This is a genomic window from Pseudarthrobacter sp. CC12 (assembly GCF_039907755.1).
GTDB classification, from domain to species: domain Bacteria; phylum Actinomycetota; class Actinomycetes; order Actinomycetales; family Micrococcaceae; genus Arthrobacter; species Arthrobacter niigatensis.
In genome coordinates this window covers 22,399-47,182 of the sequence record NZ_JARDJH010000027.1, presented here as the reverse complement: position 1 = coordinate 47,182, position 24,784 = coordinate 22,399, and the positions used below count along the sequence as shown (strand labels likewise).

General features: G+C 68.0%; 22 protein-coding genes. 14 read left to right on the top strand and 8 right to left on the bottom strand.

What is annotated here, in order from left to right; genetic code table 11:
• Positions 1-2 precede the first annotated feature (2 nt).
• Entirely contained in the window at positions 3-1,025 is a 1,023-nt protein-coding gene (locus PV772_RS16800; RefSeq protein ID WP_307359723.1) for a LacI family DNA-binding transcriptional regulator, read from the top strand.
• 44 nt (positions 1,026-1,069) lie between these two features.
• Here PV772_RS16800 and PV772_RS16795 read toward each other — a convergent pair whose 3' ends face one another.
• Positions 1,070-1,831, bottom strand: a complete 762-nt coding sequence (locus PV772_RS16795) for a DeoR/GlpR family DNA-binding transcription regulator (protein WP_141159376.1) — start codon at positions 1,829-1,831, stop codon at positions 1,070-1,072.
• A gap of 94 nt (positions 1,832-1,925) precedes the next feature.
• Positions 1,926-3,944: an acetate--CoA ligase gene (gene acs / locus PV772_RS16790; RefSeq protein WP_141182440.1), complete on the bottom strand. Its 2,019-nt coding sequence runs from the start codon at positions 3,942-3,944 to the stop codon at positions 1,926-1,928.
• A gap of 408 nt (positions 3,945-4,352) precedes the next feature.
• On the opposite strand from acs, the gene PV772_RS16785 reads away from it, so the two are divergent.
• From PV772_RS16785 to PV772_RS16775, 3 genes are read left to right on the top strand one after another with little or no spacing between them, the layout of a single operon-like run.
• Positions 4,353-5,768 (top strand): hypothetical protein, encoded by a 1,416-nt coding sequence (locus PV772_RS16785; protein ID WP_347886877.1) that lies wholly within the window; start codon positions 4,353-4,355, stop codon positions 5,766-5,768.
• Between the two features lie 44 nt (positions 5,769-5,812).
• Positions 5,813-6,607 (top strand): endonuclease III, encoded by a 795-nt coding sequence (nth, locus tag PV772_RS16780; RefSeq protein ID WP_141161469.1) that lies wholly within the window; start codon positions 5,813-5,815, stop codon positions 6,605-6,607.
• Positions 6,604-7,281, top strand: a complete 678-nt coding sequence (locus PV772_RS16775; protein ID WP_347886876.1) for a CoA pyrophosphatase — start codon at positions 6,604-6,606, stop codon at positions 7,279-7,281. The genes nth and PV772_RS16775 overlap by 4 nt, the downstream gene beginning before the upstream one ends.
• A gap of 8 nt (positions 7,282-7,289) precedes the next feature.
• Here the strand turns inward: PV772_RS16775 and PV772_RS16770 are convergent, their stop codons facing one another.
• Positions 7,290-7,472, bottom strand: coding sequence for a DUF1508 domain-containing protein (locus PV772_RS16770; RefSeq protein ID WP_141159380.1), 183 nt, complete (start codon positions 7,470-7,472; stop codon positions 7,290-7,292).
• Between the two features lie 159 nt (positions 7,473-7,631).
• Positions 7,632-9,368: a bifunctional 3'-5' exonuclease/DNA polymerase gene (locus PV772_RS16765; RefSeq protein ID WP_347886875.1), complete on the bottom strand. Its 1,737-nt coding sequence runs from the start codon at positions 9,366-9,368 to the stop codon at positions 7,632-7,634.
• A gap of 281 nt (positions 9,369-9,649) precedes the next feature.
• Here PV772_RS16765 and ssd point away from each other — a divergent pair, with 281 nt between their 5' ends.
• From ssd to PV772_RS16730, 7 genes are all read left to right on the top strand, one after another.
• A complete protein-coding gene (gene ssd, locus PV772_RS16760) occupies positions 9,650-10,690 on the top strand; it encodes a septum site-determining protein Ssd (RefSeq protein ID WP_141161470.1) in 1,041 nt (346 codons plus the stop codon).
• On the top strand, positions 10,687-11,985 hold the full coding sequence (locus PV772_RS16755) for a TadA family conjugal transfer-associated ATPase (RefSeq protein WP_141159382.1): 1,299 nt from the start codon (positions 10,687-10,689) through the stop codon (positions 11,983-11,985). The genes ssd and PV772_RS16755 overlap by 4 nt, the downstream gene beginning before the upstream one ends.
• The gene (locus PV772_RS16750; RefSeq protein ID WP_347886874.1) at positions 11,982-12,797 is read left to right on the top strand and encodes a hypothetical protein; all 816 of its coding nucleotides are present in this window, start codon (positions 11,982-11,984) and stop codon (positions 12,795-12,797) included. Before PV772_RS16755 ends, PV772_RS16750 begins: the two co-directional genes overlap by 4 nt.
• 2 nt (positions 12,798-12,799) lie before the next feature.
• On the top strand, positions 12,800-13,402 hold the full coding sequence (locus PV772_RS16745; RefSeq protein WP_141161471.1) for a type II secretion system F family protein: 603 nt from the start codon (positions 12,800-12,802) through the stop codon (positions 13,400-13,402).
• Between the two features lie 151 nt (positions 13,403-13,553).
• Positions 13,554-14,003 (top strand): DUF4244 domain-containing protein, encoded by a 450-nt coding sequence (locus PV772_RS16740; RefSeq protein WP_141159384.1) that lies wholly within the window; start codon positions 13,554-13,556, stop codon positions 14,001-14,003.
• Positions 14,000-14,494, top strand: a complete 495-nt coding sequence (locus PV772_RS16735) for a TadE family type IV pilus minor pilin (protein WP_246839840.1) — start codon at positions 14,000-14,002, stop codon at positions 14,492-14,494. Before PV772_RS16740 ends, PV772_RS16735 begins: the two co-directional genes overlap by 4 nt.
• Positions 14,494-14,850, top strand: coding sequence for an Rv3654c family TadE-like protein (locus PV772_RS16730; RefSeq protein WP_141159385.1), 357 nt, complete (start codon positions 14,494-14,496; stop codon positions 14,848-14,850). Before PV772_RS16735 ends, PV772_RS16730 begins: the two co-directional genes overlap by 1 nt.
• Before the next feature lie 24 nt (positions 14,851-14,874).
• On the opposite strand, the gene PV772_RS16725 is transcribed toward PV772_RS16730, so the two are convergent.
• On the bottom strand, positions 14,875-17,250 hold the full coding sequence (locus PV772_RS16725) for a DEAD/DEAH box helicase (RefSeq protein ID WP_141159386.1): 2,376 nt from the start codon (positions 17,248-17,250) through the stop codon (positions 14,875-14,877).
• A gap of 85 nt (positions 17,251-17,335) precedes the next feature.
• Positions 17,336-18,028 carry a GNAT family N-acetyltransferase gene (locus PV772_RS16720; RefSeq protein WP_141159387.1) on the bottom strand — a complete coding sequence of 231 codons (693 nt, stop codon included), beginning with the start codon at positions 18,026-18,028 and terminating at the stop codon, positions 17,336-17,338.
• A 134-nt stretch (positions 18,029-18,162) separates the two neighbouring features.
• Here PV772_RS16720 and PV772_RS16715 point away from each other — a divergent pair, with 134 nt between their 5' ends.
• A complete protein-coding gene (locus PV772_RS16715; RefSeq protein ID WP_141159388.1) occupies positions 18,163-19,059 on the top strand; it encodes a rhodanese-related sulfurtransferase in 897 nt (298 codons plus the stop codon).
• Positions 19,060-19,117: 58 nt separating this feature from the next.
• Here PV772_RS16715 and PV772_RS16710 read toward each other — a convergent pair whose 3' ends face one another.
• Positions 19,118-19,681, bottom strand: a complete 564-nt coding sequence (locus PV772_RS16710) for a hypothetical protein (protein WP_246839841.1) — start codon at positions 19,679-19,681, stop codon at positions 19,118-19,120.
• Positions 19,682-19,731: 50 nt separating this feature from the next.
• Positions 19,732-20,205 (bottom strand): hypothetical protein, encoded by a 474-nt coding sequence (locus PV772_RS16705; protein ID WP_141159389.1) that lies wholly within the window; start codon positions 20,203-20,205, stop codon positions 19,732-19,734.
• A gap of 43 nt (positions 20,206-20,248) precedes the next feature.
• Between PV772_RS16705 and PV772_RS16700 the strand changes: the two genes are divergently transcribed.
• Both PV772_RS16700 and topA read left to right on the top strand, forming a co-directional pair.
• Positions 20,249-21,898, top strand: a complete 1,650-nt coding sequence (locus PV772_RS16700; RefSeq protein ID WP_141159390.1) for a methyltransferase — start codon at positions 20,249-20,251, stop codon at positions 21,896-21,898.
• A gap of 123 nt (positions 21,899-22,021) precedes the next feature.
• Complete coding sequence (gene topA / locus PV772_RS16695) at positions 22,022-24,748, top strand: type I DNA topoisomerase (protein WP_141159391.1); 2,727 nt, start codon at positions 22,022-22,024, stop codon at positions 24,746-24,748.
• Positions 24,749-24,784 lie beyond the last annotated feature (36 nt).

Sequence of the window (24,784 nt, the reverse complement as noted above, 5' to 3'; positions counted from 1 at the left end):
CCATGACATCACCGGCAGTAAAGGCTCCCCGTGGCGGCCCTGTGACGCGCAAGGACGTGGCGCGCTATGCCGGCGTCAGCACCGCCGTCGTCAGCTATGTGGTCAATGGCGGCCCCAAGAAGGTGGCACCCGCCACCGAAGCTAAAGTACAGGATGCCATCCGCGTGCTCGGCTACCGGCCCAACGCGGCGGCCCGGGCACTCAAGCTGGGGTCAAGCGAGACCCTGGGGCTCATCATCCCGGACAACACCAACCCGTTCTTCTCCCTGCTCGCCCACGCTGTCGAGGATGCCGCCGCGGATCTGGGGTACGCCCTGGTCCTCAGCAACTCGGACGGGAACCTGGCCAAGGAGAGGCGCAACATCCGCAATCTTGCCGCGCGCCAGGTGGATGGAGTGCTGCTGGCCAGCGTCCTCTTTGAACCCGACCTTGAAGCACTGGAGACTGCGGACATCCCTGCCGTACTGCTGAACCAGGAGCGGGCTGCGCCAGGTTTCAACAGCATCGGCGTTGACCTGGCTGCCGGAGCCCGGATTGCTGTCCAGCACCTCATCAGCCACGGGCACACGAACATTGGACTGGCTATGGGCACCAACGTTTCGGGCAGCATGGACGGTCGTGAGGTGGGCTGGCGACAGGCCCTGCAGGAAGCCGGGCTGCCCGAAGGACCTGTCGTCTACAGCGGCTTCACCTGGCCCGGCGGCTATTCCGCAGGCCAGCGGCTGGTGGCCTCGGTCAACCGGCCAACGGCCATCTTCTCCACGTCGGACACCCAGGCAGTGGGTCTGCTCCGGGCCGTCCACGAGGCAGGGTTGGCAATTCCGGGGGACATCGCCGTGGTGTCCTTCGACGGATCGATTGAGGCAGAATACTCCTGGCCGCCCCTGACCACGGTGGAGCAGCCCGTGGCTGCGATGGCCGAAGCCGCGGTGAATGCCCTGGTGGAAGCCCGGCGCGGAGGAAAACCGAAACACGCCATCTTCCCCACCAAGCTCCACGTCCGGCAGTCCTGCGGCTGCCCATAAGACAGTAGGACCGGCAACATGCGGCGCGGGTCAGCGTAGCCGTGCTATACGGGGACCACGCGCAGCTTCGAGCGTTCGCCCAGGACGCGCCTGGCTTCGGCGCTGAGGCCTTCATCGCTGATGACCTCGTCCACGTCATCAAATGCGGCGATGGAGCTGATACCCAACAGGCCCCACTTGGTATGGTCAGCCAGAACCACCGTCCGGCGGGCGGCGGCCACGAAAGCGCGGTCGGTTTCGGCTTCGAGCAGGTTTGGCGTGGTGAACCCGGCCTGGGCGTCCATGCCGTGAACGCCCAGGAAGAGGACATCCAGGTGCAGCTGCTTGAGGGCTGCCGTGGCGATGGGCCCGACCAGGGCGTCCGACGGCGTGCGCTCGCCGCCGATCAGGATCACGGTGGACCCGCCGGGGTGGAAGAGATCCGCAATCCGCATCGAGTTGGTAACCACGGTAATGCGGGGACCGTCGGCCAGCTCCCGGGCCAGGGCCCACGTAGTGGTGCCTGCGCCTAATCCAACCGCCATGCCCTCGTGGACCAAGCCTGCCGCCTCCACGGCAATGGCCCGTTTCTCCGCGGTCAACTGCGTGGACTTCAGCTCGAAGCCCGGTTCATGCGTGCTGGCGTCCCCGGGCAGTTTCGCGCCGCCGTGGATGCGCTCCAGCTTCCCGCCCTCTTCGAGCTGCTCAATGTCCCTCCGCACGGTCATCAGGGACACGCCCAGCTGTGCGGCCAGGTCCGAAATCCGGACCACCCGCTCCCGCTGGACAGCGTCCACGATGGCCTGGTGTCGGGCGGCTGCAAGCATGTGAACGGGTTCCTTTACCGGGGATACGGGTTTGCTCCAGCATACGGCGACGGCGCCGCCCGGGGAGGGCGGCGCCGTCGTCAGTCTGATGCCACTATTTCCGGAGTGACGCGGCGATCTGCTGCATGATGGTCGGGTCGGACAGGGTGGTGGCATCGCCCGGGTCGCGGCCTTCGGCGACGTCCTTGAGGAGGCGGCGCATGATCTTGCCGGAACGGGTTTTGGGCAGTTCCGGTACCACCAGGATGTTCTTCGGCTTGGCGATGGGGCCGATTTCCTTGCCCACGTGGTTCCGGAGTTCCTGGACGGTGGCGTCGCCGTTGTTCGCGGCGTCGCCACGGAGGATCACGAACGCGACGACGGCCTGGCCGGTGGTTTCGTCCGTTGCACCCACGACGGCGGCCTCCGCCACGGCGGGGTGGCTCACCAGGGCGGACTCGATCTCGGTAGTGGAGAGCCGGTGCCCGGAAACGTTCATGACGTCATCCACCCGGCCCAGCAGCCAGATATCGCCGTCTTCGTCCCGCTTGGCACCGTCGCCGGCGAAGTACATGTTCTCGAACCGGGACCAGTAGGTTTCCTTGAAGCGCTCCGGATCACCCCAGATCCCGCGCAGCATGGAGGGCCAGGGCTCGCGGATCACCAGGAAACCGCCGTGCCCGTTCGGGACGGACTCGCCCATCTCGTCGACGACGTCCACGGCGATACCGGGCAGCGGCACCTGGGCCGAACCGGGCTTGGTGGCCGTCACGCCGGGCAGCGGGGCAATCATCTGGGCACCGGTTTCGGTCTGCCACCAGGTGTCAACGATGGGTGCCTTGTCGCCGCCGATGACCTTGCGGTACCACATCCAGGCTTCGGGGTTGATCGGTTCGCCCACCGAGCCGAGCACGCGGAGCGAAGAGAGGTCGTACTTCGCGGGGATCTCCGAGCCCCACTTCATGAAGGTACGGATGGCCGTAGGGGCGGTGTAGAGGATGGAGACCTTGTACTTTTCCACGATCTCCCACCAACGGCCCTGATGGGGGGAGTCCGGGGTGCCCTCGTACATGACCTGGGTGGCGCCGTTGATGAGCGGCGCGTAGGCGACGTACGAGTGCCCGGTGACCCAGCCGACGTCGGCCGTGCACCAGTAGACGTCCGTCTCAGGGTGCAGGTCGAAGACTGCCTTGTGGGTGTAGGCCGCCTGGGTGAGGTAGCCGCCGGTGGTGTGCAGGATGCCCTTGGGCTTCCCGGTGGTCCCGGAGGTGTAGAGGATGTAAAGCGGGTGCTCGGAGTCGTGGCCCACCGCAACGTGCTCGGCGGAGGCGGAGTCCACCGTGTCAGCCCACCAGTGGTCCCTGCCCTCGGCCCAGTCCACATCCTGGCCGTTGCGCTTGACCACCACCACGTTCTGTACCGTGTGGCCGTCGTGGGCCAAGGCATCGTCGACGGCGGCCTTGAGCGGGCTGGGCTTGCCCCGCCGGTAGGTGCCGTCGGCGGTGACGACGAGCTTGGCCTCGGCGTCATCGATCCGCGAACGCAGTGCTTCGGCGGAGAAACCGCCGAACACCACCGAATGCACCGCCCCGATCCGGGCGCAGGCCAGCAAGGTGATCACGGCCTCCGGGATCATGGGCAGGTACACGGCCACGCGGTCTCCCTTGGCCACGCCCAGGGATTCGAACGCGTTGGCCGCCTTCTTCACTTCCTCGGTGAGTTGCGCGTACGTGTAGGTCCGCGTGTCGCCGGGTTCGCCCTCGAAGTAAATGGCCACACGGTCCCCGTTGCCGGCCTCGACATGTCGGTCCAGGGCGTTGTAGGCGGCGTTGAGTTCCCCGCCCACAAACCACTTGGCGAAAGGCGGATTGGACCAGTCCAGCGCCTGGGTGAAGTCCTTGTTCCAGGTCAGGAGTTCCCGGGCCTTCTTGGCCCAGAATGCCGGCCGGTCGGCATCCGCTTCCCCGTACTCGGCGGCGGTGACAACGGCGTCGGCCGCGAATTCCGGGGAGGGCGGGAAAGCCCGGGTTTCATGCAGCAGGTTCGCGAAGGCATCGCCCTGATGGCCGTGGCCGGCCGGCTGGGCGGAAGCGGACGGAACGGTGGCCGTGGAGCTTGGGGTGTCCTGGGACATGTGAACCTCATCATTCATCGATCGTCGCCGCGCGGAACGCCACCTCCGCAGGGCCCTCCGTTCGCACGGCACTGGGCGCCAGCCGGGCGGACATACCGCAAAGAGCTGTTCCGCAAACTAGCCTAATGCTTGCCACGCACCCCCTGTGCTCCCCGTCACAAAGACGACCGCGAGCGGCATTTTTTAAGCGGTGAATGGCGTCTTCGTTACTTCCAGTTGTCCCCTCCGGGCCCCCTCCAGCTAGTGATCAGCCAGGCTGTTGACTAGGCTGAGATGGAATTGTGACTTCACTTTGGGCCGCCCCGCCCATGCATAAACAGTGCCCGGCCGGGGCAGGACCGCATGTCAAGACGGCACAGTTTTTCGGGTCCGGACCGGGTCCGGTGCCGCCACGCTAAGGAGAGCAGAATGAACCAGCAGAGCTTCGGCCAGCGAACGGCCCCGGACGCCGGGACAGGTCCCGGAGGCTCCGGATCCGCCGCCGGGGGACCAGGGCACCCGACCCCCGCCGGTAACGCGGCAACGGGACAGGCTGCAGGACCAAAGGCTGCCTCCGGGAAGATCGACCCCCACGCCCACCAGGCGGTTCTGGGCCCGTTTACAGTGCGGGACCTGGCTGTCTTCGCCGGCACGCTGATCCTGTTCGTCGCGTCCCTGCTGCCCCTCTTTGGCACCCGCTACAACCTGTGGAACCTGAACAATTTGTTCTTCCTGGGACTGGGCATCATCCTGCCGTTGATCGCCAGTGCGCTGTTCGCCGCGCGCAGGCTCGCCCCCGCGACGAAAATCCGGGTGGGTTCGCTCTCAATCGACCAATTCGCCTCCGTGGTGGCCTCCTTCGCCGTGGCTTTCTTCTTCCTGTCCATTGCGGGCGGCTACGTGACCAGCCTGCTGGTCGGCCTGATCGGCTCGCTGGTGCTGTTCGCCGCAACAGTCCTGGGCCGCTTCCTGCCATATCTGTCAGGCGACTTCAAGGACCGGCCAGAGGCGCCGGCGCACGTGGTGGCACGGGAAGCGGCGGTCCCGACGCGCAGGGCACTCAAGGCGCCCAAGCCGGAGCCGGGTCCCAGCCAGTCAAAGGGCGGCGGCATCAAGGGTGCCGGCGTCTTCGGAGGCGCCGGTTCCGGGTCCTCCGCGGTCCAGCCCGGATCCGCCAGCCCAAGCCCTGAACCTGTCCGCTTGGCACATGCGCCCGCCACCGCGGCCGTTCCGGTGGCTGCCGCCGGGACATCAAACGCGGGAACTGCCGGAGCTGCAGGAGCCGGTGCCGCGGCTGCCGTTTCCGGTGCCCACGGGCCTGCCGGGTCCGCACCGACCGCACCCGCCCCCGAAACATCCGAACAGACCCCCGAAGTGGAGGCCGGGCCGCCCACCCAGGCAGCCGACGTCGTCCGCCCTGCCCCTGAAGTGGAGGCCGGGCCGCCCACCCAGGCAGCCGACGTCGTCCGCCCCGCCCCCGAAGTGGAGGCCGGCGAGACACGGCACGGGGACATCCCGGCGACCAATGCTCCGCAGGCCGCATGGGAGCCGCCCGCGGCCACCGCGGTACACCAGCAGGTCCGTGCCGAACAGCCCATCGGGGCAACGGTGGACCCGGCAAGCCGCCACGATGAAACAGACGGGCAGCCGGTCCACGAGGCTTTTTGGTTTGCCGTGGCCCAGCACCGCACTGCCTTCGACCCCCGCACCGGTGCGCCCGCCTTCGTGATCGAGCCCGGCGGCTGGGTGCTGGCCCTCGAGGACCGCGGCCACGAGTTCCTGGTCCAGCACACTGACGGACGGCTGGGCGTCCTGCGCGACCTCAGCAACATCGAGCGCGGCTGACGCAGGTGGCCGGGACCCGCACCAAGACCGGCCAGGCTACGGGGATGCCCGTGGTCTCGTCCGAATCAGTCCTCGCCCTGAAGCGGAGGGCGCGGCGCATCCACCGGGCCCTGGCCGAGAAATACCCGTACGCCCACGCGGAACTGGACTTTCGGAACCCGTTCGAACTGCTCGTGGCCACCGTACTGTCCGCCCAAACCACCGACGTCACGGTCAACCAGGTCACCAAGGTGCTGTTCGCGCGCTGGCCTGACGCACGGGCACTGGCAGAGGCGGACCCCACGGAACTTGAGGCCATCCTCAAGCCCACCGGGTTCTTCCGCGCCAAGGCGAAGAACGTCCAGGCACTGTGCACGCGGCTGGTGGACGAGTTCGACGGCGAAGTACCCGGCCGGATGGAGGAACTGGTCACGCTGCCCGGTGTAGGGCGCAAAACGGCCAACGTGGTGCTTGCCAACGCTTTCGGCGTCCCCGGCATCTCGGTGGACACCCACTTTGCCCGGCTGGCCAAGCGGTTTGGCTGGACGCAGTCGGAGGATCCCGTGCAGATCGAACAGGACGTGGCGGAGCTGTTCGAACGGAGGGATTGGACCATGCTGTCCCACCGGGTGATTTTCCATGGCCGCCGCGTCTGCCACGCCCGGAAACCCGCCTGCGGAGCCTGTCCCGTGGCCACCTGGTGCCCCAGTTACGGGCTGGGCGAAACCGACCCCATCAAGGCAGCCAAGCTTCTTAAGTACGAACTGGCCCCCGGCAGCGAGGAGCTGCTGGAGCAGTACCTGGCAGAGCAGCACCGCGCCGCGGAAATCCGGATGGCTTCCCAAAAGAGGACCCCGTGAGCGCACGCGAAGACCTCGCCGAGCTGGTGCGGCGCGCCGAAACCGGAACGGCCGGGCCCCCGGATCCGCGCTGGGCGGCGCTGACGGTTGACGCGGCACGGGCCCGCAGGGCTGCCATCCTGATGCTTTTCGGCGTCCTTGACGACGTCCCCGCCGCGTCCGGTAAGCCGCTCGCCCCGGCGGACCTCGACGTCCTGCTCCTGGAACGCGCCCACACCCTGGGCTCCCACCCGGGCCAGGTGGCATTTCCCGGCGGCGGTATCGACACGGGCGAAACTCCGGTAGCGGCTGCCCTGCGGGAAGCCGAAGAGGAAACAGGGCTTGATGCCGGCGGGGTTGAAGTTCTCGGAGCGCTCCAGGAACTGGGCCTGGCGCACAGCAACTTCCTGGTGACGCCCGTCCTCGGCTGGTGGCAGGCCCCCTCACCGGTCCGGGTGGTGGATTACGGCGAATCCGCACAGGTGTTCCGCGTACCGGTCCGGGACCTGCTGGACCCGGACAACCGGGTGATGGCCACCGTCCACCGCGCAGGCCGCACCTTCGACAGTCCCGCGTTCACCGTCAACGGCGTGGTGGTGTGGGGTTTCACCGGCATCGTGCTGAGCGGCCTCTTCGACCAGTTGGGCTGGTCGGTTCCCTGGGACCGGAACCGGCTCCACCCCATGGGGGTCTAGGTTTCGACCTACTGGCGCAGGTCCACCACGATGGCAGTGGCGGCGTTTTCGCGCATGGCCTTGATGCCGTCCCGGAGCATGGGAAGGGACCTGAAGGTGGGCGAAACGGCAACCGTGTTGCCCTCGGCGTCGGTGAGCCGCAGCCGGTACGACTCGTCGCCTGTGCGGTGTATTTCAAATCTTCCCGCCATGGACGGGGACCTCCCTGTTATGCGTCGTTGCATCAGCGTGTGGACCGGTCTGTTTCAGTCACCGCTTTTGACTGTAACCTCCGCCACCACAACCGTCGAACTACTGCCGGGTAGGTTACCTTGCATCTCGATGGCGGGTATTGACGCCCTCCGAGGCAGCTACTTGGCGAGGTCGTAGGAGTCGACGACGGCGAGGCTTACCGGGAACTCGACCGGGACCGGACCGAACAGCAATTCCTTGGCGGCCTTGGCCGAATCCTCGATCGCCGCGATGCAGGCGTCAACCCCGTCCGCGGGTGCATGCACCATCACCTCATCGTGCAGGAAGAAGACCAACTCGGCCCCGACAGGGCTGCCGCCACCGGCGGTTCCCGGCCTTCGCAGGGTACGCAGCCGGCGTCGTAATTCCGCAAGCCAGCATGCCGCCCAATCCGCTGCAGAGCCCTGGACCACGAAATTCCGGGTGAAGCGCCCGCGGGACCGGGCGATGGACTCAGCCCGCCGTTGTTCCTCCGCCGAGGTGGAGCGCTGGCTCAGGAACCACCGCTCCGAAGGCGGCGGGCTGCTGCGGCCCAGCCGGGTGGTCACCGTCCCGCCGGACTCACCCGCCCGCGCCGCCTGCTCCACAAAGTCGACGGCGCGTGGATAGGTACGCGCCAGCTGCGGCATTAGACGCCCCGCCTCGCCGGAGGTGGCCCCGTACATGGCGCCCAGCAGGGCCATTTTTGCCTTGGCACGGTCCCCGCCGAAGCCCTTCGCGGCGATACCGGCATACAAGTCCTGGTCCCGGGCTGCCTCAGCCATGGAGGAATCCTGCGCCAGGGCCACCAGGACACGCGGTTCCAGCTGCGAGGCATCGGCAACGATCAGTTTGTAACCCGGGTCTGCGTGCACCGCACCACGGACCTGCCTGGGAATCTGCAGGGCGCCGCCCCCGCGGGATGCCCAGCGACCCGAGACAACTCCTCCCACCACATATTCGGGACGGAACCGTCCGCCGTCCACCCAGGCGTCCAGCCAGGACCAGCCGTTGGCCGTGTGGAGCCTGGAGAGCTTCTTGTATTCCAGCAACGGCTCGATGACGGGGTGGCTGGACTCCCGGAGCTCCCATTTCCGGGTGCTCTTGACCTCGATGCCGTTGCGGTGCAGAGCCCGCATCAGGTCCTGCGGCGAATCCGGGTTGAGTCCTGGTGAGTTGAGCAGGGCGCGCAGCTCCGCAGCCAACGCCTCCAGCCGTTGCGGACGCTGGCCGGCGGGCGGGCGGGGTCCCAGGTGGTCCACCAGGATCTGTTCGTGCAGGTCCTCCCGCCACGGGACGCCGGCGTGCTGCATCTCCGCGGCCACCATGGCGGCTGCGGACTCCGCCGCGAGCAGCAACTGCAGGCGGTTCCTGCGGTTCTCCGCTGTCCCCACGGCGGCCAAGGCGCCCTGCTGGGCAGCGTACTCGGCGCGGAGTTCATCCAGTGCCCACCCCGGCGCCGGCCCGGCAGCTGGTTCGTCGAACAGCGCGCCCTGGTCGGCAGGGGGACGCGGGGGCAGCAGGGCTTTTGGTGGAAGCAAGGGATCCTCCACCGGGACCCTGTCGGTGTTCCTGGCGTAGTCGGTGTGGGCGCTGAACTGCGAAAACGCCAGGATGTTGCCGCACAGCGTGATGTCGTAACAGCGCTCCACCTCCACGCCTGCGGCGAGCAGTGCGGGGTACCAGTCCTGGGTCCGGTGCCAGATCCAGCGGGGCGGCTGGCCGCCCGGGCGCCGGGCTTCGAATTCGCTGACGACGCCGGCAAGCTCGCCGGGTGCCACCACCCGCGGTTCGGGGTTGGCCTGCTGGGGGTGGCCGGCTTGTGTCAGTTCCTGCAGTGCCGCGCCGCGGGCGTGGGCGGCAAGCAGCAGGTACATGCTCCCATTGTGCCCTGCCGGGAGCGGTGGCTTGGTTGTCCACATAGGGGAGCTGCCCCCTTAACTGGCTTTGGCTGCCGCGGCAGAGTGGCTGCATGAGCAGGCACCAGCTGAATGCACCGCACCCCGGGCCGGACCAGGCCACGGATTCTTTCCGGCGCCCACCAGGCCGGGGAGCACCAGCCCGTGCTTTGTCGCAGGACAACCCGGCGTCCGGCGCCCCTTGGCTGCCGGACAGTTCCCGTCCGGATGGATCAGCGCCGGACGGTGCGGGGGAGGTGCTGTTGGTTACCTCCTCCGCCGTCCTCCGCTCCGAAGTGGAACGCATCGTAGCGGCCGCCGGCTCCCGATTGCGCGCTGTTCCGGACGCGGTGGAGGGCGGACGCTACTGGGACGCTGCCTCAGCCGTCCTGGTGGGAAGCGACGTGCGGGAACTCCCACCACGGCGGCGGACGCCCGCAGTCCTGGTGGGCCTTGACGGCGAGGGGGACAGCCTCTGGCACCTCGCCGCCGCCCTGGGTGCCGAACGGGTTGCCGTGCTGCCCGATGCCGCTGCCTGGCTGGCGGACCACCTCAGCCGGTCGCGCTCACCGGGCCCCGGTGGCCTGGTCCTCGGCATCACGGGTGGCTGCGGCGGGGCCGGCGCCACCACTGCCGCAATTTGGATAGCCCAGGCCGCGGCTGGGCTGGGGGTGCGCGTACTGCTGGTTGACGGCGACCCTTGGGGCGGGGGCCTTGAACTGGCGCTCGCCGCCGAGGAAACCCCCGGACTGCGCTGGCCGGACCTCGCTGAGGCCAGGGGCAGCATCGACCCCCTCCAATTGGCTGATTCCCTGCCCGTCGCAGGAGGCTTCTCCTTCCTGTCCTGGCCCGCAACCCGGGAACAGCCGTCCCCCGTCGCTGCTGCGGCCTCTGCCGGGGTGCTTGACGCTGCCCGCCGGGGCTATGAGCTGGTGGTCGTGGATGTGGGCAGGGGTGCGGAGCCACTCCGGACTGTGGCCTGGGACTGCGACCGGATCATGGTGGTGGTGCCCGCGCAGCTGAAGGCAGCGGTGGCGGCGGTGCGGCTGCTCCAGGAAATCCCGCCGGTGGAAGCAGCCCTGCTGGTGCGTGGCCGGACCGGCGCGGCGCTGGACAGTTCCCTGATCGCTGATGCCGTCGGCCTGCCGGTGCAGGGCCGGATGCCGGAGCTCCGGGCTGTCCCCGGCGCCATGGAGTCGGGCCGGCTGCTGGAATTCGGGAAGCGGCGGGCAATCCGGCATTTCGGCGCCACGGTGCTCGACTGGCTTGGCGAGGACCTGCAGGCGGGGGATGTCGCATGAGCGCGACCGGTGCCCCATCGAGTCCTGCCCCGGAGACTGCCAGCCCGGCTGGTCCCACAGGCCTGGGCGCACGGCGCAGCGCCCGGATCCTGGAGGCGAGCCAGGCCGTCCGCCCGGAGCGCGGAAGGGATGGTGCCGGACGTGGCCGCATCGATTCAGGGCTGCTGGAATCTGTCCGCGAAACGATGATGGCCGAGGCAGGGGCAGTAACACCCTCCCGCGTTGCCGCGGCTGTCCAGGCCACCGGAAAACTGCTGGGCACTGCCGGGGCGCTTGCTGCAGTGGAAAGGATCAGCGCGGAGCTCAACGGCCTTGGCCCGCTGCAGGAACTCACGCGGGACCCCGCCGTGACAGACATCTTCGTCAACGCCCCCGATTCCGTGTGGGTGGACCGCGGCGCCGGCATCGAACGCGTCCCGGTCGCGTTCGATGGCGAGTCCCAGCTGCGCGCGCTTGCCTGCCGGCTGGTGGCTGCTGGCGGCCGCCGTTTGGATGATGGTTCACCGTGTGTCGATGTCAGGCTTGCCGGCGGCTACCGTGTCCACGCCGTGTTGCCGCCGGTTTCCACGTCCGGGACGCTGCTGAGCGTCCGGATCCGCAGGGAGCGGGTCTTCGCCATGGGGGAGCTGCGGACGGGCGGCATGTTCACCCAGCGGGTGCAGGACGTGCTGGAACGGATTCTGGAGAGGCGGTTGAGCTTCCTGGTCAGTGGGGCCACCGGTTCCGGGAAAACCACGCTGCTCTCCACCCTGCTGGGCCTGTGTTCCCCGGACGAGCGGCTGGTCCTGATCGAGGACGCGGCGGAACTCAACCCGGTCCACCCGCACGTGGTGGCCCTCGAATCACGCCATGGAAACCTTGAAGGCGGTGGCGCCGTTGACCTGGGCGAACTGGTCCGCCAGGCACTGCGCATGCGCCCGGACAGGCTGGTGGTGGGGGAGTGCCGGGGCGCCGAGGTCCGGGAGCTCCTGACCGCAATGAACACCGGGCACAGCGGCGGCGGCGGAACCATCCACGCGAACACGGCCGCCGCGGTCCCCGCCCGTCTCAACGCGCTGGGCGCACTCGCCGGGCTCGCTCCGGAAGCGGTCCGCCTCCAGGCTGCCAGCGCCCTTGACGTCGTTATCCACGTTGGCAGGACGCCGAGGGGCAGGGAAATCCAGTGCATCGGACTCATCGCCGATGGACCGCAGGGACTGGCCGTGCTGCCGGCAGTGGGAGAATCGGGCACCCCCGGTCCAGCCTGGCCGGCGCTCGCTGCCCGGCTGGGAATGGACGCCGGGAGTGCCCTGTGACGCTCCTCCTCATCATGCTCCTGTCCTGCGCTGCGCTGGTGCTCCTCAAGCCTCCCCTGGACGCCGCCTCCAGGCTGCGCGCGGCAACCGGCAACAGGGCCACTGTGTCCGGGCCCGGGAAGGGGCGGGCGTTGCCGTGGCGCAGGGCTGCAGGCGGCCGCCCGCCGCAGGCACGGAGCCCAGGCCTGACCCTCATAGTGCAGCAGTTGGCGGCGCTGCTGCGGGGCGGGCGGACGCCCGCACGCCTGTGGGATGAGCTGTGGACGGTGTATGGCACGGGTAACGTTGCCAGCCGGCGCCCGGGGGCCGCACCCCTGCCCGGTGCGGTGCCGTCCGGGTCGGTCATGACGGGGGGTTCTGCTGCCGTCCTGGCTTCCGCGAGGGCCGCTGCCGCCACGGGGGCACCCGTTTCGGAAACCATTCGCCGGGCGGTATCCACGGCACTCCCTCCCCGGGACAGGGAAGCAAGGACCTGGCTGGAGCTTGCCGCTTGCTTTGACATCGCCGAGGCCAGCGGTTGTCCACTCGCCGACGTACTGACCCGGTTCGCGGCCCAGCTGGAAGCGGAAGATGATGCAGACGCGGCCCGGCAAACGGCTATCGCCGGTCCCAAGGCAACGGTCCGGCTCCTGACCTGGCTTCCTTTGATGGGCCTTGGACTCGGTGCCGCCCTGGGCGTGGATCCGCTGGCCACCCTGCTGGGGACACCCCTCGGACAGGCCGCGCTGTTTGGCGGGGTTGTCCTCACCGCTGCGGGAAGGGCCTGGTCCGCCAGGCTGGTTTCTGCCGCTGCCGGGGCAGGGATGCCGTGAGTATGGGTTGGGCCCCGGGACTGGCCTTGTTCCTCCTGCTGGCGGCCGGGGCCTGGCTTGCCTGTTCCAGCCATGCCGTGCCGCTCCGGCGGCTGCACCGGCTGTTTCCTGCTGCTGCCAGGACCCAGCAGGCAATGGGTACAAAGAAGGCGTCGGCCCATGAGGACAGCGGGCTGAAGGACACCGCCATGATGCTCGAACTTGTGGCCGCGATGCTGGACGCGGGCGCCGGAATTGGCCGGTCCCTCGACCTGGTGGCCGCCGCGGCAGCACCCCAGTACCGGGACTCGCTGCGGCCGGTGGTTTCGGCGCTCGCCATCGGCGCCGACTGGCACACGGCCTGGCGCAGCTCCGCCGTCCGGCTCCCCGAAATCCTGGAGCTGAGGGACGCCCTCGGCTTCGCTGCACTGACAGGTGCGCCGTCCTCGGCGATTCTGTATGCCCAGGCCGCCAGGCTTCGCCGGGAACGCTTCCGGGAGGCCGAAAAGCGGGCTGCTTCACTCGGTGTGAAGCTGGTGATACCCCTGGGCCTTTGCTCGCTGCCGGCCTTCATCTGCCTTGGCGTCGTTCCGGTTCTGCTGGCCCTGGTGCCGTCCGGGTCCTAGCCGTCCCCTGGCGGCTGCACGTCCCCTCCTCCACAGCGGCGGAAGGGCACGGCTTATCCACTTAGCCCACCCCCTCACTTACCGGCAACTGCTGCGCCGGGAAGAGTCAGGAGCGCCGGAACACTGCCGGCATCATCGGAAAGGAAACCAGATGTCCATCAACTACTACCGCCGCAACTACTCCGCCGGAACATCCGCTGTGGCCGCTTCCCGGCGCTTTTCATCGGGACGGACCGGCAGCCGTGGCCGCGCCTCCGGGACGCCCTACCCCTACGCCGCCGCATTCCCGGCGGACGCATCCGTTCCCGGCGTATTCGATCCGCAGGTCAGGGGAACGGGGTTGCCCTCACCAGCAGCGACGTTGGCACGGCCCGGCACCGTGGTGGAGCTCTATCCCGGGGCCGGAGCCGGAGCTGCCGCCCCCAGGGTCCGCCGCAGCGTTCGGCTGTTGGGCTCCGAAGCCGGCATGGCCACGGCCGAATACGCCATCGCTACGCTGGCCGCCGTGGGATTCGCAGGGCTGTTGGTGTTCATCCTCCGGAGCGACGAAGTGCGTGGTTTCCTCCTAAACCTCATCCGCACCGCCTTGGCGCTGCCATGACACGTTCCGCCGGAGTGCTGACGCCACGGAAGCCACCTGGAGTGGTGGCCTCCACGGCCGCCCGCATCAACGGGGACCCGGAACCGGTGGACAGGACGGTGAACGCCCGGGGCACAGTAACAGCCGAGTTCGCAGTGGCGTTGCCTGCCGTGCTTGGACTGCTGGCCATGCTGCTCGCCGGGGCAGCCGCGGGCATGACACAGCTTCGGATCGAAGAGGGAGCCCGGGCCGGCGCCAGGGCCCTGGCCCGGGGCGAGGATCCCGCAACGGTGCAACGGACGGTCAGGACGCTCGCCGGAGCTTCGGCATCCGCGTCAGTCTCCGCCGACGCCGGGTGGTTCAATGTCACTGTTACCGACCAGGTCCCGGGCCCCCTCGGTTCTTCGATTCCGTGGACCCTCACCGCCCGGGCTTCCACGCGCAGCGAGATTGCAGGGACCGGCGGTTCCGGCGCCGGCGAAAGCCCGAGCGACGCCGGGGGCTTCAGGTGATGCAAACCATTGCGGATGGCCGTGAACGCGGCTCAGGAACGGTCCTTGCGGCGGGGCTGGCCCTGGTGGTCATCACGGCCATGGCTGTCATGCTGCTGCTTGCCCAGGCTGCGGTGCTCGCCGGGAGGGCCGCAACGGCAGCGGACCTCGCAGCCCTCGCCGGGGCGGATGCCCTCCGCGGCATCACCACGGGGGACCCCTGCACGGTCGCCGCCGACGTGGCTGCCCGCCATGATGCGACGGTGCTGAGCTGCTCCGAGGGTTCGGGACAGACTGTTGAAGTGCTGGCTGAGCTCGGCGAACGGCCGCTGCTGGGTGCCGCGACCGGACGGGCACGGGCAGGTCCTCCGCCCTAGGGGAGACAGTTCCCCGGGCCGGTGTCAGCTCCGGGCTTCCAGATCCACCGGAGCCGGTTCGGTAGCGTCCTTGAGCAGCACGCCCAGCAAGGTGACCGCCGCCGCCTTGTCCAACGGGTTGTTCTTGTTGCCGCATTTAGGGGACTGGACACAGGATGGGCAACCTGCTTCGCATTCGCAGGCCTTGATGGCATCGCGGGTCGCCGCCAGCCAGACCATGGCTTTGTCGAATCCCCGTTCGGCAAAGCCGGCTCCGCCAGGGTGCCCGTCATAGACGAATATGGTGGGCACCCCGGTGTCGGCATGCAAGGCAGTGGACACCCCGCCGATGTCCCACCGGTCGCTGGACGCCACCAGCGGCAGGAGTCCTATGGCGGCGTGCTCTGCGGCATGCAGGGCGCCCGGGAACTGCGCTTCGATGAGGCCGGCCCCGGTCAACGAACGGTTGTCCACCACGAACCACACCGCCTTCGTAAAGAGGTCGCGGGCACCCAATTCCAGCGGCTCCTCGCCCAGGACTTCATTGGAGATCAGGGCCTTGCGCTGGAAGGAGACAACCTGGGTGGTCACCTTCACATCGCCGAAGTGAACGGTGACGTCGCCCCACTGCATGGTCCGCAGGGTCTCCAGGACCTCGATCTGGGTTACGTCCCGGGCGGTGGTGTAGTAGTCCGGGTTGGCCCGGCGGACCATGACGCAGTGGTCGTCCTCGTTCAGGTCCTCCACCACGTAGGTGTCGCCCTGGTGGACGTACACGGCACCGGTGTGGGCCTGGTAGTGGGTCTGCGGCGAGTCCATGGTGCCCAGCAGGGAACCGGTCTCGGCATCGACGATGCTCACGGGGCCGCCGCCGTCCGCCCGGAGGTTGACCATCGCCGCCGCACTCTGCGAGTGGGTCCAGAACCAGCCCGCAGGCCGCCGCCGGAGGTAGCCCTGGGCTACCAGCCGGTCCAGGAGCATTTCAGCGGTAGGCCCAAAGAGGTCCAGCTCGGCCGGCCCCAGCGGAAGCTCAGCCGCCGCCGCGCACAGGTGCGGTCCCAGAACGTAGGGGTTGGAGGGGTCAAAGACGGTTGCCTCCACGGACACGTCGAAGATGGCCTCGGGATGGTTGACCAGGAAAGTGTCCAGCGGGTCATCGCTGGCCACAAATGCCGCAATGGCATCCTGGCCTGCCCTCCCGGCCCTGCCGATCTGCTGGAACAGCGACGCCCGCGTACCGGGCCAGCCGGCCACCAGGACGGCGTCCAGGCCCGAGATGTCGATCCCGAGTTCCAACGCAGACGTGCTGGAAACACCCAGCAACTGGCCCGAACGCAGGGATTTCTCCACTGCCCGGCGTTCCTCCGGCAGGTACCCCGACCGGTAGGCGGCGACCCGTTGCGGCAGGCTCGGATCCACCTCGTCAAGGAGGCGCTTGGTGATGGCTGAGATGGTCTCCGCGCCGCGGCGGGACTTGATGAAGGCGATGGTGCGGACCCGGGCGGACACCAGGTTGGCCAGCAGGTCAGCCGTTTCGGCCACGGCCGTCCGCCGCTCCTTGGCGCCGTTCTCGCCCCTGACATCGGTCAGCGCCGGTTCCCACAACGCCACGGTGGTGGCCCCGTGCGGCGAGCAGTCGCGGGACACCGCCTTGACGGGCGCCCCGATGAGGCGGGAGAAGGACACGTGGGGCTCGGACGCAGTGGCGGAGGCAGCGATGAACACGGGCTCGGGGAACGCCGTTCCGGCACCGTAGTAGGCGCAGATCCGGCGGAGGCGGCGCATCAGGTTGGCTACGTGTGACCCGAACACGCCCCGGTAGCTGTGCGCTTCGTCCACGATGACGTAGCGAAGCCGGCGGAAGAAACCCGCCCACCACGCGTGGTTGGGGAGGATGCCAAAGTGCAGCATGTCGGGGTTGGCAAGGATGAAGTTGGCGTGGTCCCTGATCCACCGGCGGGCGGAGGGGTCGGTGTCGCCGTCGTAGGTTTCCGCCCTGACCGTGGGCAGCTTCAGGGCGCGGATGGCATTGAGCTGATCCGCCGCCAGCGCCTTGGTGGGGGAGAGGTAAAGGGTGACGGCGCCGTCGTCGTGGATCTTGCCCGGGTCCGCGAGCACGCGGAGCTCGGACCGGTGGATCGCATCCAGCGCCGGCAGCTGGTACGCCAGCGACTTTCCGGACGCAGTGCCGGTAGCCACCACAACGTGCTGGCCCGAATGCGCTGCATCGGCCGCATCGACCTGGTGCTGGTACGGCTCGCGGATGCCCAGCGTCCCGTACGCGGCAGCAATGTCCGGATGAACCCATGCAGGCCACGGCGCGTGGACTGCCTCCCGCGCCGGTATGGTGCGCACATGACGGAGCTGTTCCGGGTCCGGGCCGCGGCCCAGCAAGGGAATCAGGGAGTCATGGGGGTTCACCCCACCATTCTTCCACCCGTAACTGTGCCGCCCGCCCGCGGTTCGCCAACGGGGAAAACAATCGGGATGCCCCGGCTGAACCCTTTCAGCTCAGGGAGAGGTCCGCTCCGTCGTGGGACGCCGAGAGCATCAGGACCCGGGCCACCGTGGTCCAGCCAAGATGGGAGTAGAGCTTCTGCCCGTCCAGGGAAGCCAACAGCAAACCGGCGCGGACATCATGCCCGAAGGCCTGGGCCGCCAGCGCACGCATGATGAAACTGCCCAGTCCCCTGCGCTGGAAGGCAGGCTCGGTGATGATCTTGTCGAACACTGCGGTGTCACCGACCACGAACACCCGGCCACTGGCCGCGAGGGCGTCTCCGGAGCGGACCTCCGCGTAATGCACGCCGTCCTGCTCGTAAGTGGACAGGCTCAGGTCGTCGTCGGACAACCACGGGTCCTCGGCGTCCTGCGTCTCCATGTCCACGATCATCATCGTCTGCGAATCAGACGTGACGTTCAGCCCCTGACGGGCTGCCAGGGCGGCGTACCGTGAGGGGTCATTGGTGAGAATGGTCAGTACCCGCGCCGGGGATTCCGCAGTCCTGGACGCGAGGGTGGCGAACTCGTCATCCGTGGGCTCGGACGCGAAAATTTCCCACTCGCCGCTGGTGTCAGAGCGGAGCGCAGCGGGGAAACGGCCCTCCGTGGAGGTCCGGTAGCCGCGACATCCGGCCCAGCCGGCAACCCACACTTCGAGCAGGCCAGTGATGTCTTCAACCAGGGTTTCCGGGCTCATGGCAAGAAGACTATTCCAGCCCGATCGGAAGCAACAGAGGGGGCCGCAGTGCTTATGCAATTGTGATCAGTGCCGGGCCCGCTCAGCCGGTGCCACGCCTGGGAGGGGCAAACCCAGCCGGTACCCTTAAACACGTGGCTTTGAACAAGATTGTGCTCTTTTACGGTTTTACCCCCCTTCCAGACCCGGAGGCTGTCCGCCTTTGGCAGCGTGCCCTGTGCGAAAAGCTGGGACTGACCGGCCGCATTATCATTTCCAGAGACGGGATCAACGCCACCGTGGGCGGGGAAATCGGTGCAGTTAAGCAGTACATCAAGACCACCCGGGAGTACGCCGGGTTCCGGGACATCGACGTCAAATGGTCCGATGGCGGCGCGGCAGACTTCCCGCGGCTCAGCGTGAAGGTCCGGGACGAGATCGTCTCCTTCGGCGCGCCGGGGGAACTCAAGGTTGACGCCGGGGGCGTGGTGGGCGGCGGGAAGCACCTGAAGCCGGAGCAGCTCCACGAGCTCGTTGACTCCAGGAAGAGGGACGGCGAGGACGTGGTCTTCTTCGACGGCCGGAACGCCTTCGAAGCCCAGATCGGCAGGTTCAAGGACGCCGTGGTGCCGGACGTCGCCACCACCCACGACTTCATCAAGGAGCTGGAATCCGGCAAGTACGACTCCCTGAAGGACAAGCCGGTGGTGACCTACTGCACCGGGGGCATCCGCTGCGAGGTCCTGTCCAGCCTCATGGTGAACCGCGGCTTCAAAGAGGTTTACCAGCTGGACGGCGGGATTGTCCGCTACGGCGAGGCGTTCAAGGATCAGGGCCTCTGGGAGGGGTCGCTGTACGTTTTTGACAAGCGCATGCACCTGGAGTTCAGCGATGACGCCAAGACCATTGGCCAGTGCGCCCGGTGTTCGGCGCCCACCAGCAAATTCGAGAACTGTTCCAACCCGAGCTGCCGCACTTTAACGCTGTACTGCGCCGATTGTGCCGCGAGCCCGGAGACGCTCCGCTGCCCGGACGGGTGCGCCGCGGCCTGACCCCGGCACCGGACAGCGCCGGTAAGGTTACCGCGCCTGTCCCGGTAACGGCAGGGCGTCAGAGCCGTTGCACACGGAACGCGTAGTTCGCAGCGGTCCGGGCCTCCACCCTGACCGTTAGCACGCTGTCCGTCGATACATAAATGACGTTTTGGCGGTTGATGCCGCACCGCAGGCCCAGGTCCACCAGGGTGAGGGTTTCCGTACTGACCGTGAAGGTCACCCGGCGCTGGCTGCGGCACGCGATGGCCAGCATGTAGGTCCCGGTTTCCAGCACCGGCGACCGGACCGTCCGGACTTCACCGGCAGCGAGCAGTCCTGCCTCGGCCTGGACCACGGGACCCGTGGTGCCCGGAAGCGCCCGTGATTCCCAGTCCTCAAGATCGGCCTCGCCAACCGGATCCTGCTGCAGCGGGTCGCGGGTGAACGCCGGCGCCGGGGCAGCGGTCGTGGTGCCCCGCGCGCTGGAGGCCCGGCCGTCGTCGTACGAATATTCACAGCCGGACAGGGCACCTGCCGCAAGCACAAGTCCAAGGGCGACGGCGGCGGCCGCCTTCGGTGCCAGCGGCGCCCGTGCTGTCCCTTCCGGAAGGGACGCGGAGGTTCCCCGCACGCTGGGCATAGTCCGACTTTAAGCCCCCGCCGGGCGGCAGGCCAGAGCCGGAACGGGCGTTATTGCGCCGGTGCCAGCTGGTAGGCGTAAAGCAGCGGAGCGTCCACGCTGGAGCTGCTGATTTCGACCCGGCCCGCAGCGGGCAGGCTGATCCTGGTGGTCTCTTGCCGGCCGTTGCAGGCGGCTCCGGCTTCCGTTACGGCCTTGCCGTCCAGGGACACGGCGAAGAAGGCTTTGCCGGTGCCGTCGCACACCGCAGTGAGCGTGTAGCTGCCCGCGGGAACCCTAGCGGCCTCCTGCACAATGCGGTCCCGGTTGAGGATCTTGCCGGAATCCTGCAGCACAACACCCGCCGGGGAGGATGGCATCGCGGTGGCCCGCCACGCCGATACATCTGCGTTCTCCACCGGATTCGACGGTGAACACCCTGCCACGGCAAGGCAGAGGCCGGCGGCAGCCACTGCCCCCGGCAGCGAACGGCGAACAGCGGCCGCCGTGCGGGCGCGCGGAAGGAAGGCGGGGCGGGAAGGCATGGGACCACCGTACCCCGCACCCACCCCGGACTAAACTTGAGCGGTGCCTGCATCCCCTTATGAGTTCACCGCCGGAAACACTCCCGACGCTCCCCGCAGCGACCTCCCCGCATTGCTGTCCGCGCTCGCCGCCGACCTGCGCGGGCTGGACTACACGCTCGACGGCGTGGCGCAGCTGCTCGGCCCTGAGGCCTCGTCGGCGTTGAACAGGGACCAGCTCATCCCCGCGGTGCTCGCTGTTGAACAGGCAGTGCGGGCCGACGCCGGCACTGTGCCGCTCGCCGCCGTCGTCCGCCTGTGGCTCCTCGCAGAGCCGCAGGAAAAGGAAACGCTCGACGCCGCGCTGCCGGGCACCGGCGCCGACGGACTCGTTGAGCTGGGGCTGGTGCAGCCCGTCCCCCGCTCCGGGCTGCTCACGGCAAAAGCCGACCTGCGGCCGTACGGCTGGGACAGGAACGGCGACGGCAGCGGCGGTGCGGAGCTGTGGGTCGCCAGCGACCTTGCTGCCCACCAGCAGGCCGGCGTGCTCCGGCACGACCACGTCCTGGGCATCGGCCAGGCATCAACCACCCTGGTGCAGACCACCATCCGCCGCCACACCGAGCGCGCCCTGGACCTCGGGACGGGCTGCGGCATCCAGGCCTTCCACCTGCTGCACCACTGCCAGCACGTCACGGCCACCGACATCTCCGCGCGTGCGCTGGCCTACGCCAGGTTCAACATCCTGCTCAATGCCGAGGCGCTCTCGGTGGACCCTGCGCGCCTCGAAGAGAGGGTCAGCCTGCGCCTGGGTTCACTCCTGGAGCCGGTGGCCGGTGAAGAATTCGGCCTGGTGGTCTCCAACCCGCCGTTCGTGATCACCCCGCGCAGTGCCGGCGAGGACGCGGCGGACCAGTTCACCTACCGCGACGGCGGCCTGCCCGGTGACGGGATCGTGGCCTCCCTGGTGGCCGGCCTGCCAGGCGTTTTGGCACCCGGCGGGTGGGCCCAGATGCTTGGCAACTGGGAAGTCGCCGCCGGCAGCAGCTGGGAAGAACGGCCACAGTCCTGGGTGCGGCAGGGCACGGATGCCTGGTTCATCCAGCGTGAGCTGGTCAGTCCGGAACAATACGCCGAAACCTGGCTGCGGGACGCCTCCGAGTCCCGCGACCGGCAGCATTACCGGGACGCTTACGCCGCCTACCTCGCCGATTTCGGCTCCCGGGATGTGGCCGGCATTGGCTTCGGCATGGTCTGGCTGCGCCGCCCCGCAGACGGAAAACCTGCCGCCATCAGCCGCTTCGAGGAAATCACCTACCCCATCGAGCAGCCAATCGGCCCCCACCTGGGTGCCGCCGTCGAACGCAGCGACTGGCTCGCCGCCCACGACCTTGCCGGCACGCACCTGCTCGTGGCGGACGACGTCACCGAGGAACGCCACCAGCGCCCAGGCGCAGAACATCCTGGCGTGATCCTGCTCCGGCAGGGTGCCGGGCTGCGGCGGACCAACTTGATGAGCACCGAGCTGGCCGGCTTTGTGTCCGCGTGCGACGGCGACCTCACCGCCGGGCAGATCGCCGGGGCTTTGGAGGCCCTCCTGGGCGGCGGCGAAGGCTTCGACGCCGGGACCTTCCAGGGTGCACTGCTCGCCGACGTGGCCAACCTGGTCCGGGACGGCTTCCTGGTCCCGGCCGGAAATCCGGCCCTGGAATAGGCCCCCTCAAGCCCTCATCGGAGCCCCGTCTTTTCCACAGGAATGCGCACGATTGCCCAAAATATGGTGAACTAGGCGGACATGGGCTCATCTGCCCCAGCAACCTTTTTCTGTAGGAGCACCGTGCCAAGCAAGGCCAAAACCGGCAAGAAACTCGTGATTGTGGAGTCTCCGGCCAAGAGCAAGACCATCGCCAAGTACCTCGGCGAGGGCTTCATCGTAGAGGCCTCCATCGGTCACATCCGCGACCTGCCGCAGCCCTCGGAACTCCCCGCCGAGCTGAAGAAAACCTCCGTGGGCAAGTTCGCCGTCGACATCGACCACGACTTCAAGCCCTACTACGTGGTGTCTCCGGACAAAAAGAAAAAGGTGACCGAGCTCAAGGCCGCGCTCAAGGACGCCGACGAACTCTATCTCGCAACCGATGGGGACCGCGAAGGCGAAGCCATCGCGTGGCACCTGCTCGAGGTGCTCAAGCCCAAGGTCCCCGTATACCGGATGACGTTCGGCGAAATCACCAAGGAAGCCATCCAGCGCGCCATGGGCAACCTGCGCGATGTTGACCAGGACCTGGTGGACGCCCAGGAAACCCGCCGCGTCCTGGACCGCCTCTATGGCTACGAGATTTCCCCTGTCCTGTGGCGCAAGGTGGCCCGCGGCCTCTCCGCCGGCCGCGTGCAGTCCGTGGTCACCCGCATGGTGGTGGACCGCGAACGCGAACGCATGGCCTTCAAGGCTGCTTCCTACTGGGACCTGACCGGCCAGTTCGGTGCGGACTCGGGCTCCTTCAAGGCCAAGCTTGCCGCCGTGGACGGCGCCAAGGTGGCCACCGGCCGCGACTTCAACGACAACGGCGAACTCACCTCCCGGAACGTGGCCCACCTCAACGAGGAACTGGCCACCTCCCTGGCGGCAGGGCTGCAGAACGCCGACTTCCGGGTCCGCTCGGTGGACACCAAGCCCTACACACGCCGTCCCGCTGCACCCTTCACCACCTCCACGCTGCAGCAAGAGGCCGGCCGCAAGCTGCGCTTCTCCTCCAAGAGCACCATGCAGATCGCCCAGCGCCTGTATGAAAACGGCTACATCACCTATATGCGTACAGACTCCTCCGCGCTGAGCGACGAAGCCGTCACGGCAGCCCGCCGCCAGGCCTCCGAACTGTACGGCCCCGAATACATTCCGCAGTCCCCGCGTGTCTACTCCAACAAGGCCGCGAACGCGCAGGAAGCGCACGAGGCCATCCGCCCCGCCGGTGACTCCTTCCGCACGCCTGCCCAGGTGGCCAAGCAGCTTTCCGGCGACGAGTTCCGCCTCTACGAACTCATCTGGAAGCGCACCGTCGCTTCCCAGATGGGCGATGCCAAGGGTTCGACGGCGACCATCCGGCTCGGTGCCGTGTCCACCGACGGGAGGGACGCAGAGTTCTCCGCCTCCGGCACGGTGATCACGTTCCCCGGCTTCCTCGCAGCGTACGAGGAAGGCAAGGACGAGACCCGCGGCGACGACGACTCCGACGAAGCTCGCCGCCTGCCCAACGTTGCCAAGGACGACTCGCTCACGGCTTCCGACATCCAGGCCGTGGGCCACGAGACCTCCCCGCCACCGCGCTACACGGAGGCCTCGCTGACAGCGGAGCTGGAGAAGAAGGGCATCGGCCGTCCGTCCACCTACGCCTCCACCATCTCAACCATCCAGGACCGCGGCTACGTCCGGAAGCAGGGCTCGGCCCTGGTGCCCAGCTGGATCGCTTTCTCCGTGATCCGGCTCCTGGAACAGCACTTCTCCGATTACGTGGACTATGAGTTCACCGCCGACATGGAAGGCGACCTGGACAAGATCGCCAACGGCCAGGAAGCCGGCGCCTCCTGGCTGCGGCACTTCTACTTCGGCGAGGATTCCGATCCGGGCCTGCTGAGCATCGTCAACAACCTGGGCGAAATCGATGCCCGCGAAATCAACTCCATCCCCATCACCGACGAGATCACCCTCCGGGTGGGCAAGTTCGGCCCTTACCTGGAAAGCTCTGCCGCCGTGGTGGACCCGAAAACGGGCGAGATCGTCGAATCGGCGCGTGCCAACGTCCCCGAGGACCTGGCCCCGGACGAACTGACTGCTGCAAAGGCCATCGAACTGATGGAGACGGCGGCGCCCGAGGAACGCGTGCTCGGCGCGGATCCGCACACCGGACATACCGTGGTGGCCAAGAATGGCCGCTACGGTGCCTACGTCACAGAGATCATCCCGGAAATGACCGACGAGGAACTGGCCAACCAGCCGGTGGAGTACTACAAGAACGGCAAGCCCAAGCCGCCGAAAAAGCCGGTGAAGGCCAAGCCGCGCACGGGTTCGCTCTTCAAATCCATGACCGTTGAATCCGTGACCCTGGAGGAAGCGCTCCAACTCATGAGCCTGCCCCGGGCACTGGGAGAGGACGCCGAAGGCAACCTCATCACGGTGCAGAACGGCCGGTTCGGCCCGTACCTGAAGAAGGGGACGGACTCACGCTCCATCGGCTCCGAAGAGGAGATCTTCACGATCACCCTGGAGCAGGCACTGGAGATCTACTCGCAGCCCAAGCAGCGCGGCGCCCGCGCCGCCGTGCCCCCGCTGGCCGAATTCGGCCCCGACCCGGTGTCCGAGAAGAACATCGTGGTGAAGGAAGGCCGGTTCGGCCCCTACATCACGGACGGCATCACGAACATCACAGTGCCCCGTGCCACCTCCCTCGAGGAACTCACGCGGGAACAGGCGGTGGAACTGCTCGCCGAGAAGCGCGCCAAGGGACCGGTCAAGCGGACCACCACCCGCAAGGCGCCGGCCAAGAAAAAGGCCACGGCCAAGAAGTAACCAGGTGGCCGGCGCGTTTGCGCCGGCCACAGTATC

Excerpts from the sequence above, each read along its gene's own strand:
- PV772_RS16770 (WP_141159380.1), bottom strand. The coding sequence starts at position 7,472 with ATGGCGGGAAGATTTGAAATACACCGCACAGGCGACGAGTCGTACCGG.
- PV772_RS16735 (WP_246839840.1), top strand. The coding sequence starts at position 14,000 with ATGACACGTTCCGCCGGAGTGCTGACGCCACGGAAGCCACCTGGAGTG.
- PV772_RS16710 (WP_246839841.1), bottom strand. The coding sequence starts at position 19,681 with ATGCCCAGCGTGCGGGGAACCTCCGCGTCCCTTCCGGAAGGGACAGCA.
- PV772_RS16720 (WP_141159387.1), bottom strand. The coding sequence starts at position 18,028 with ATGAGCCCGGAAACCCTGGTTGAAGACATCACTGGCCTGCTCGAAGTG.
- PV772_RS16765 (WP_347886875.1), bottom strand. The coding sequence starts at position 9,368 with ATGTACCTGCTGCTTGCCGCCCACGCCCGCGGCGCGGCACTGCAGGAA.
- nth (WP_141161469.1), top strand. The coding sequence starts at position 5,813 with ATGCCCGTGGTCTCGTCCGAATCAGTCCTCGCCCTGAAGCGGAGGGCG.
- PV772_RS16705 (WP_141159389.1), bottom strand. The coding sequence starts at position 20,205 with ATGCCTTCCCGCCCCGCCTTCCTTCCGCGCGCCCGCACGGCGGCCGCT.
- PV772_RS16730 (WP_141159385.1), top strand. The coding sequence starts at position 14,494 with ATGCAAACCATTGCGGATGGCCGTGAACGCGGCTCAGGAACGGTCCTT.
- acs (WP_141182440.1), bottom strand. The coding sequence starts at position 3,944 with ATGTCCCAGGACACCCCAAGCTCCACGGCCACCGTTCCGTCCGCTTCC.
- PV772_RS16740 (WP_141159384.1), top strand. The coding sequence starts at position 13,554 with ATGTCCATCAACTACTACCGCCGCAACTACTCCGCCGGAACATCCGCT.
- PV772_RS16795 (WP_141159376.1), bottom strand. The coding sequence starts at position 1,831 with ATGCTTGCAGCCGCCCGACACCAGGCCATCGTGGACGCTGTCCAGCGG.
- PV772_RS16745 (WP_141161471.1), top strand. The coding sequence starts at position 12,800 with ATGGGTTGGGCCCCGGGACTGGCCTTGTTCCTCCTGCTGGCGGCCGGG.
- PV772_RS16755 (WP_141159382.1), top strand. The coding sequence starts at position 10,687 with ATGAGCGCGACCGGTGCCCCATCGAGTCCTGCCCCGGAGACTGCCAGC.
- PV772_RS16785 (WP_347886877.1), top strand. The coding sequence starts at position 4,353 with ATGAACCAGCAGAGCTTCGGCCAGCGAACGGCCCCGGACGCCGGGACA.
- PV772_RS16800 (WP_307359723.1), top strand. The coding sequence starts at position 3 with ATGACATCACCGGCAGTAAAGGCTCCCCGTGGCGGCCCTGTGACGCGC.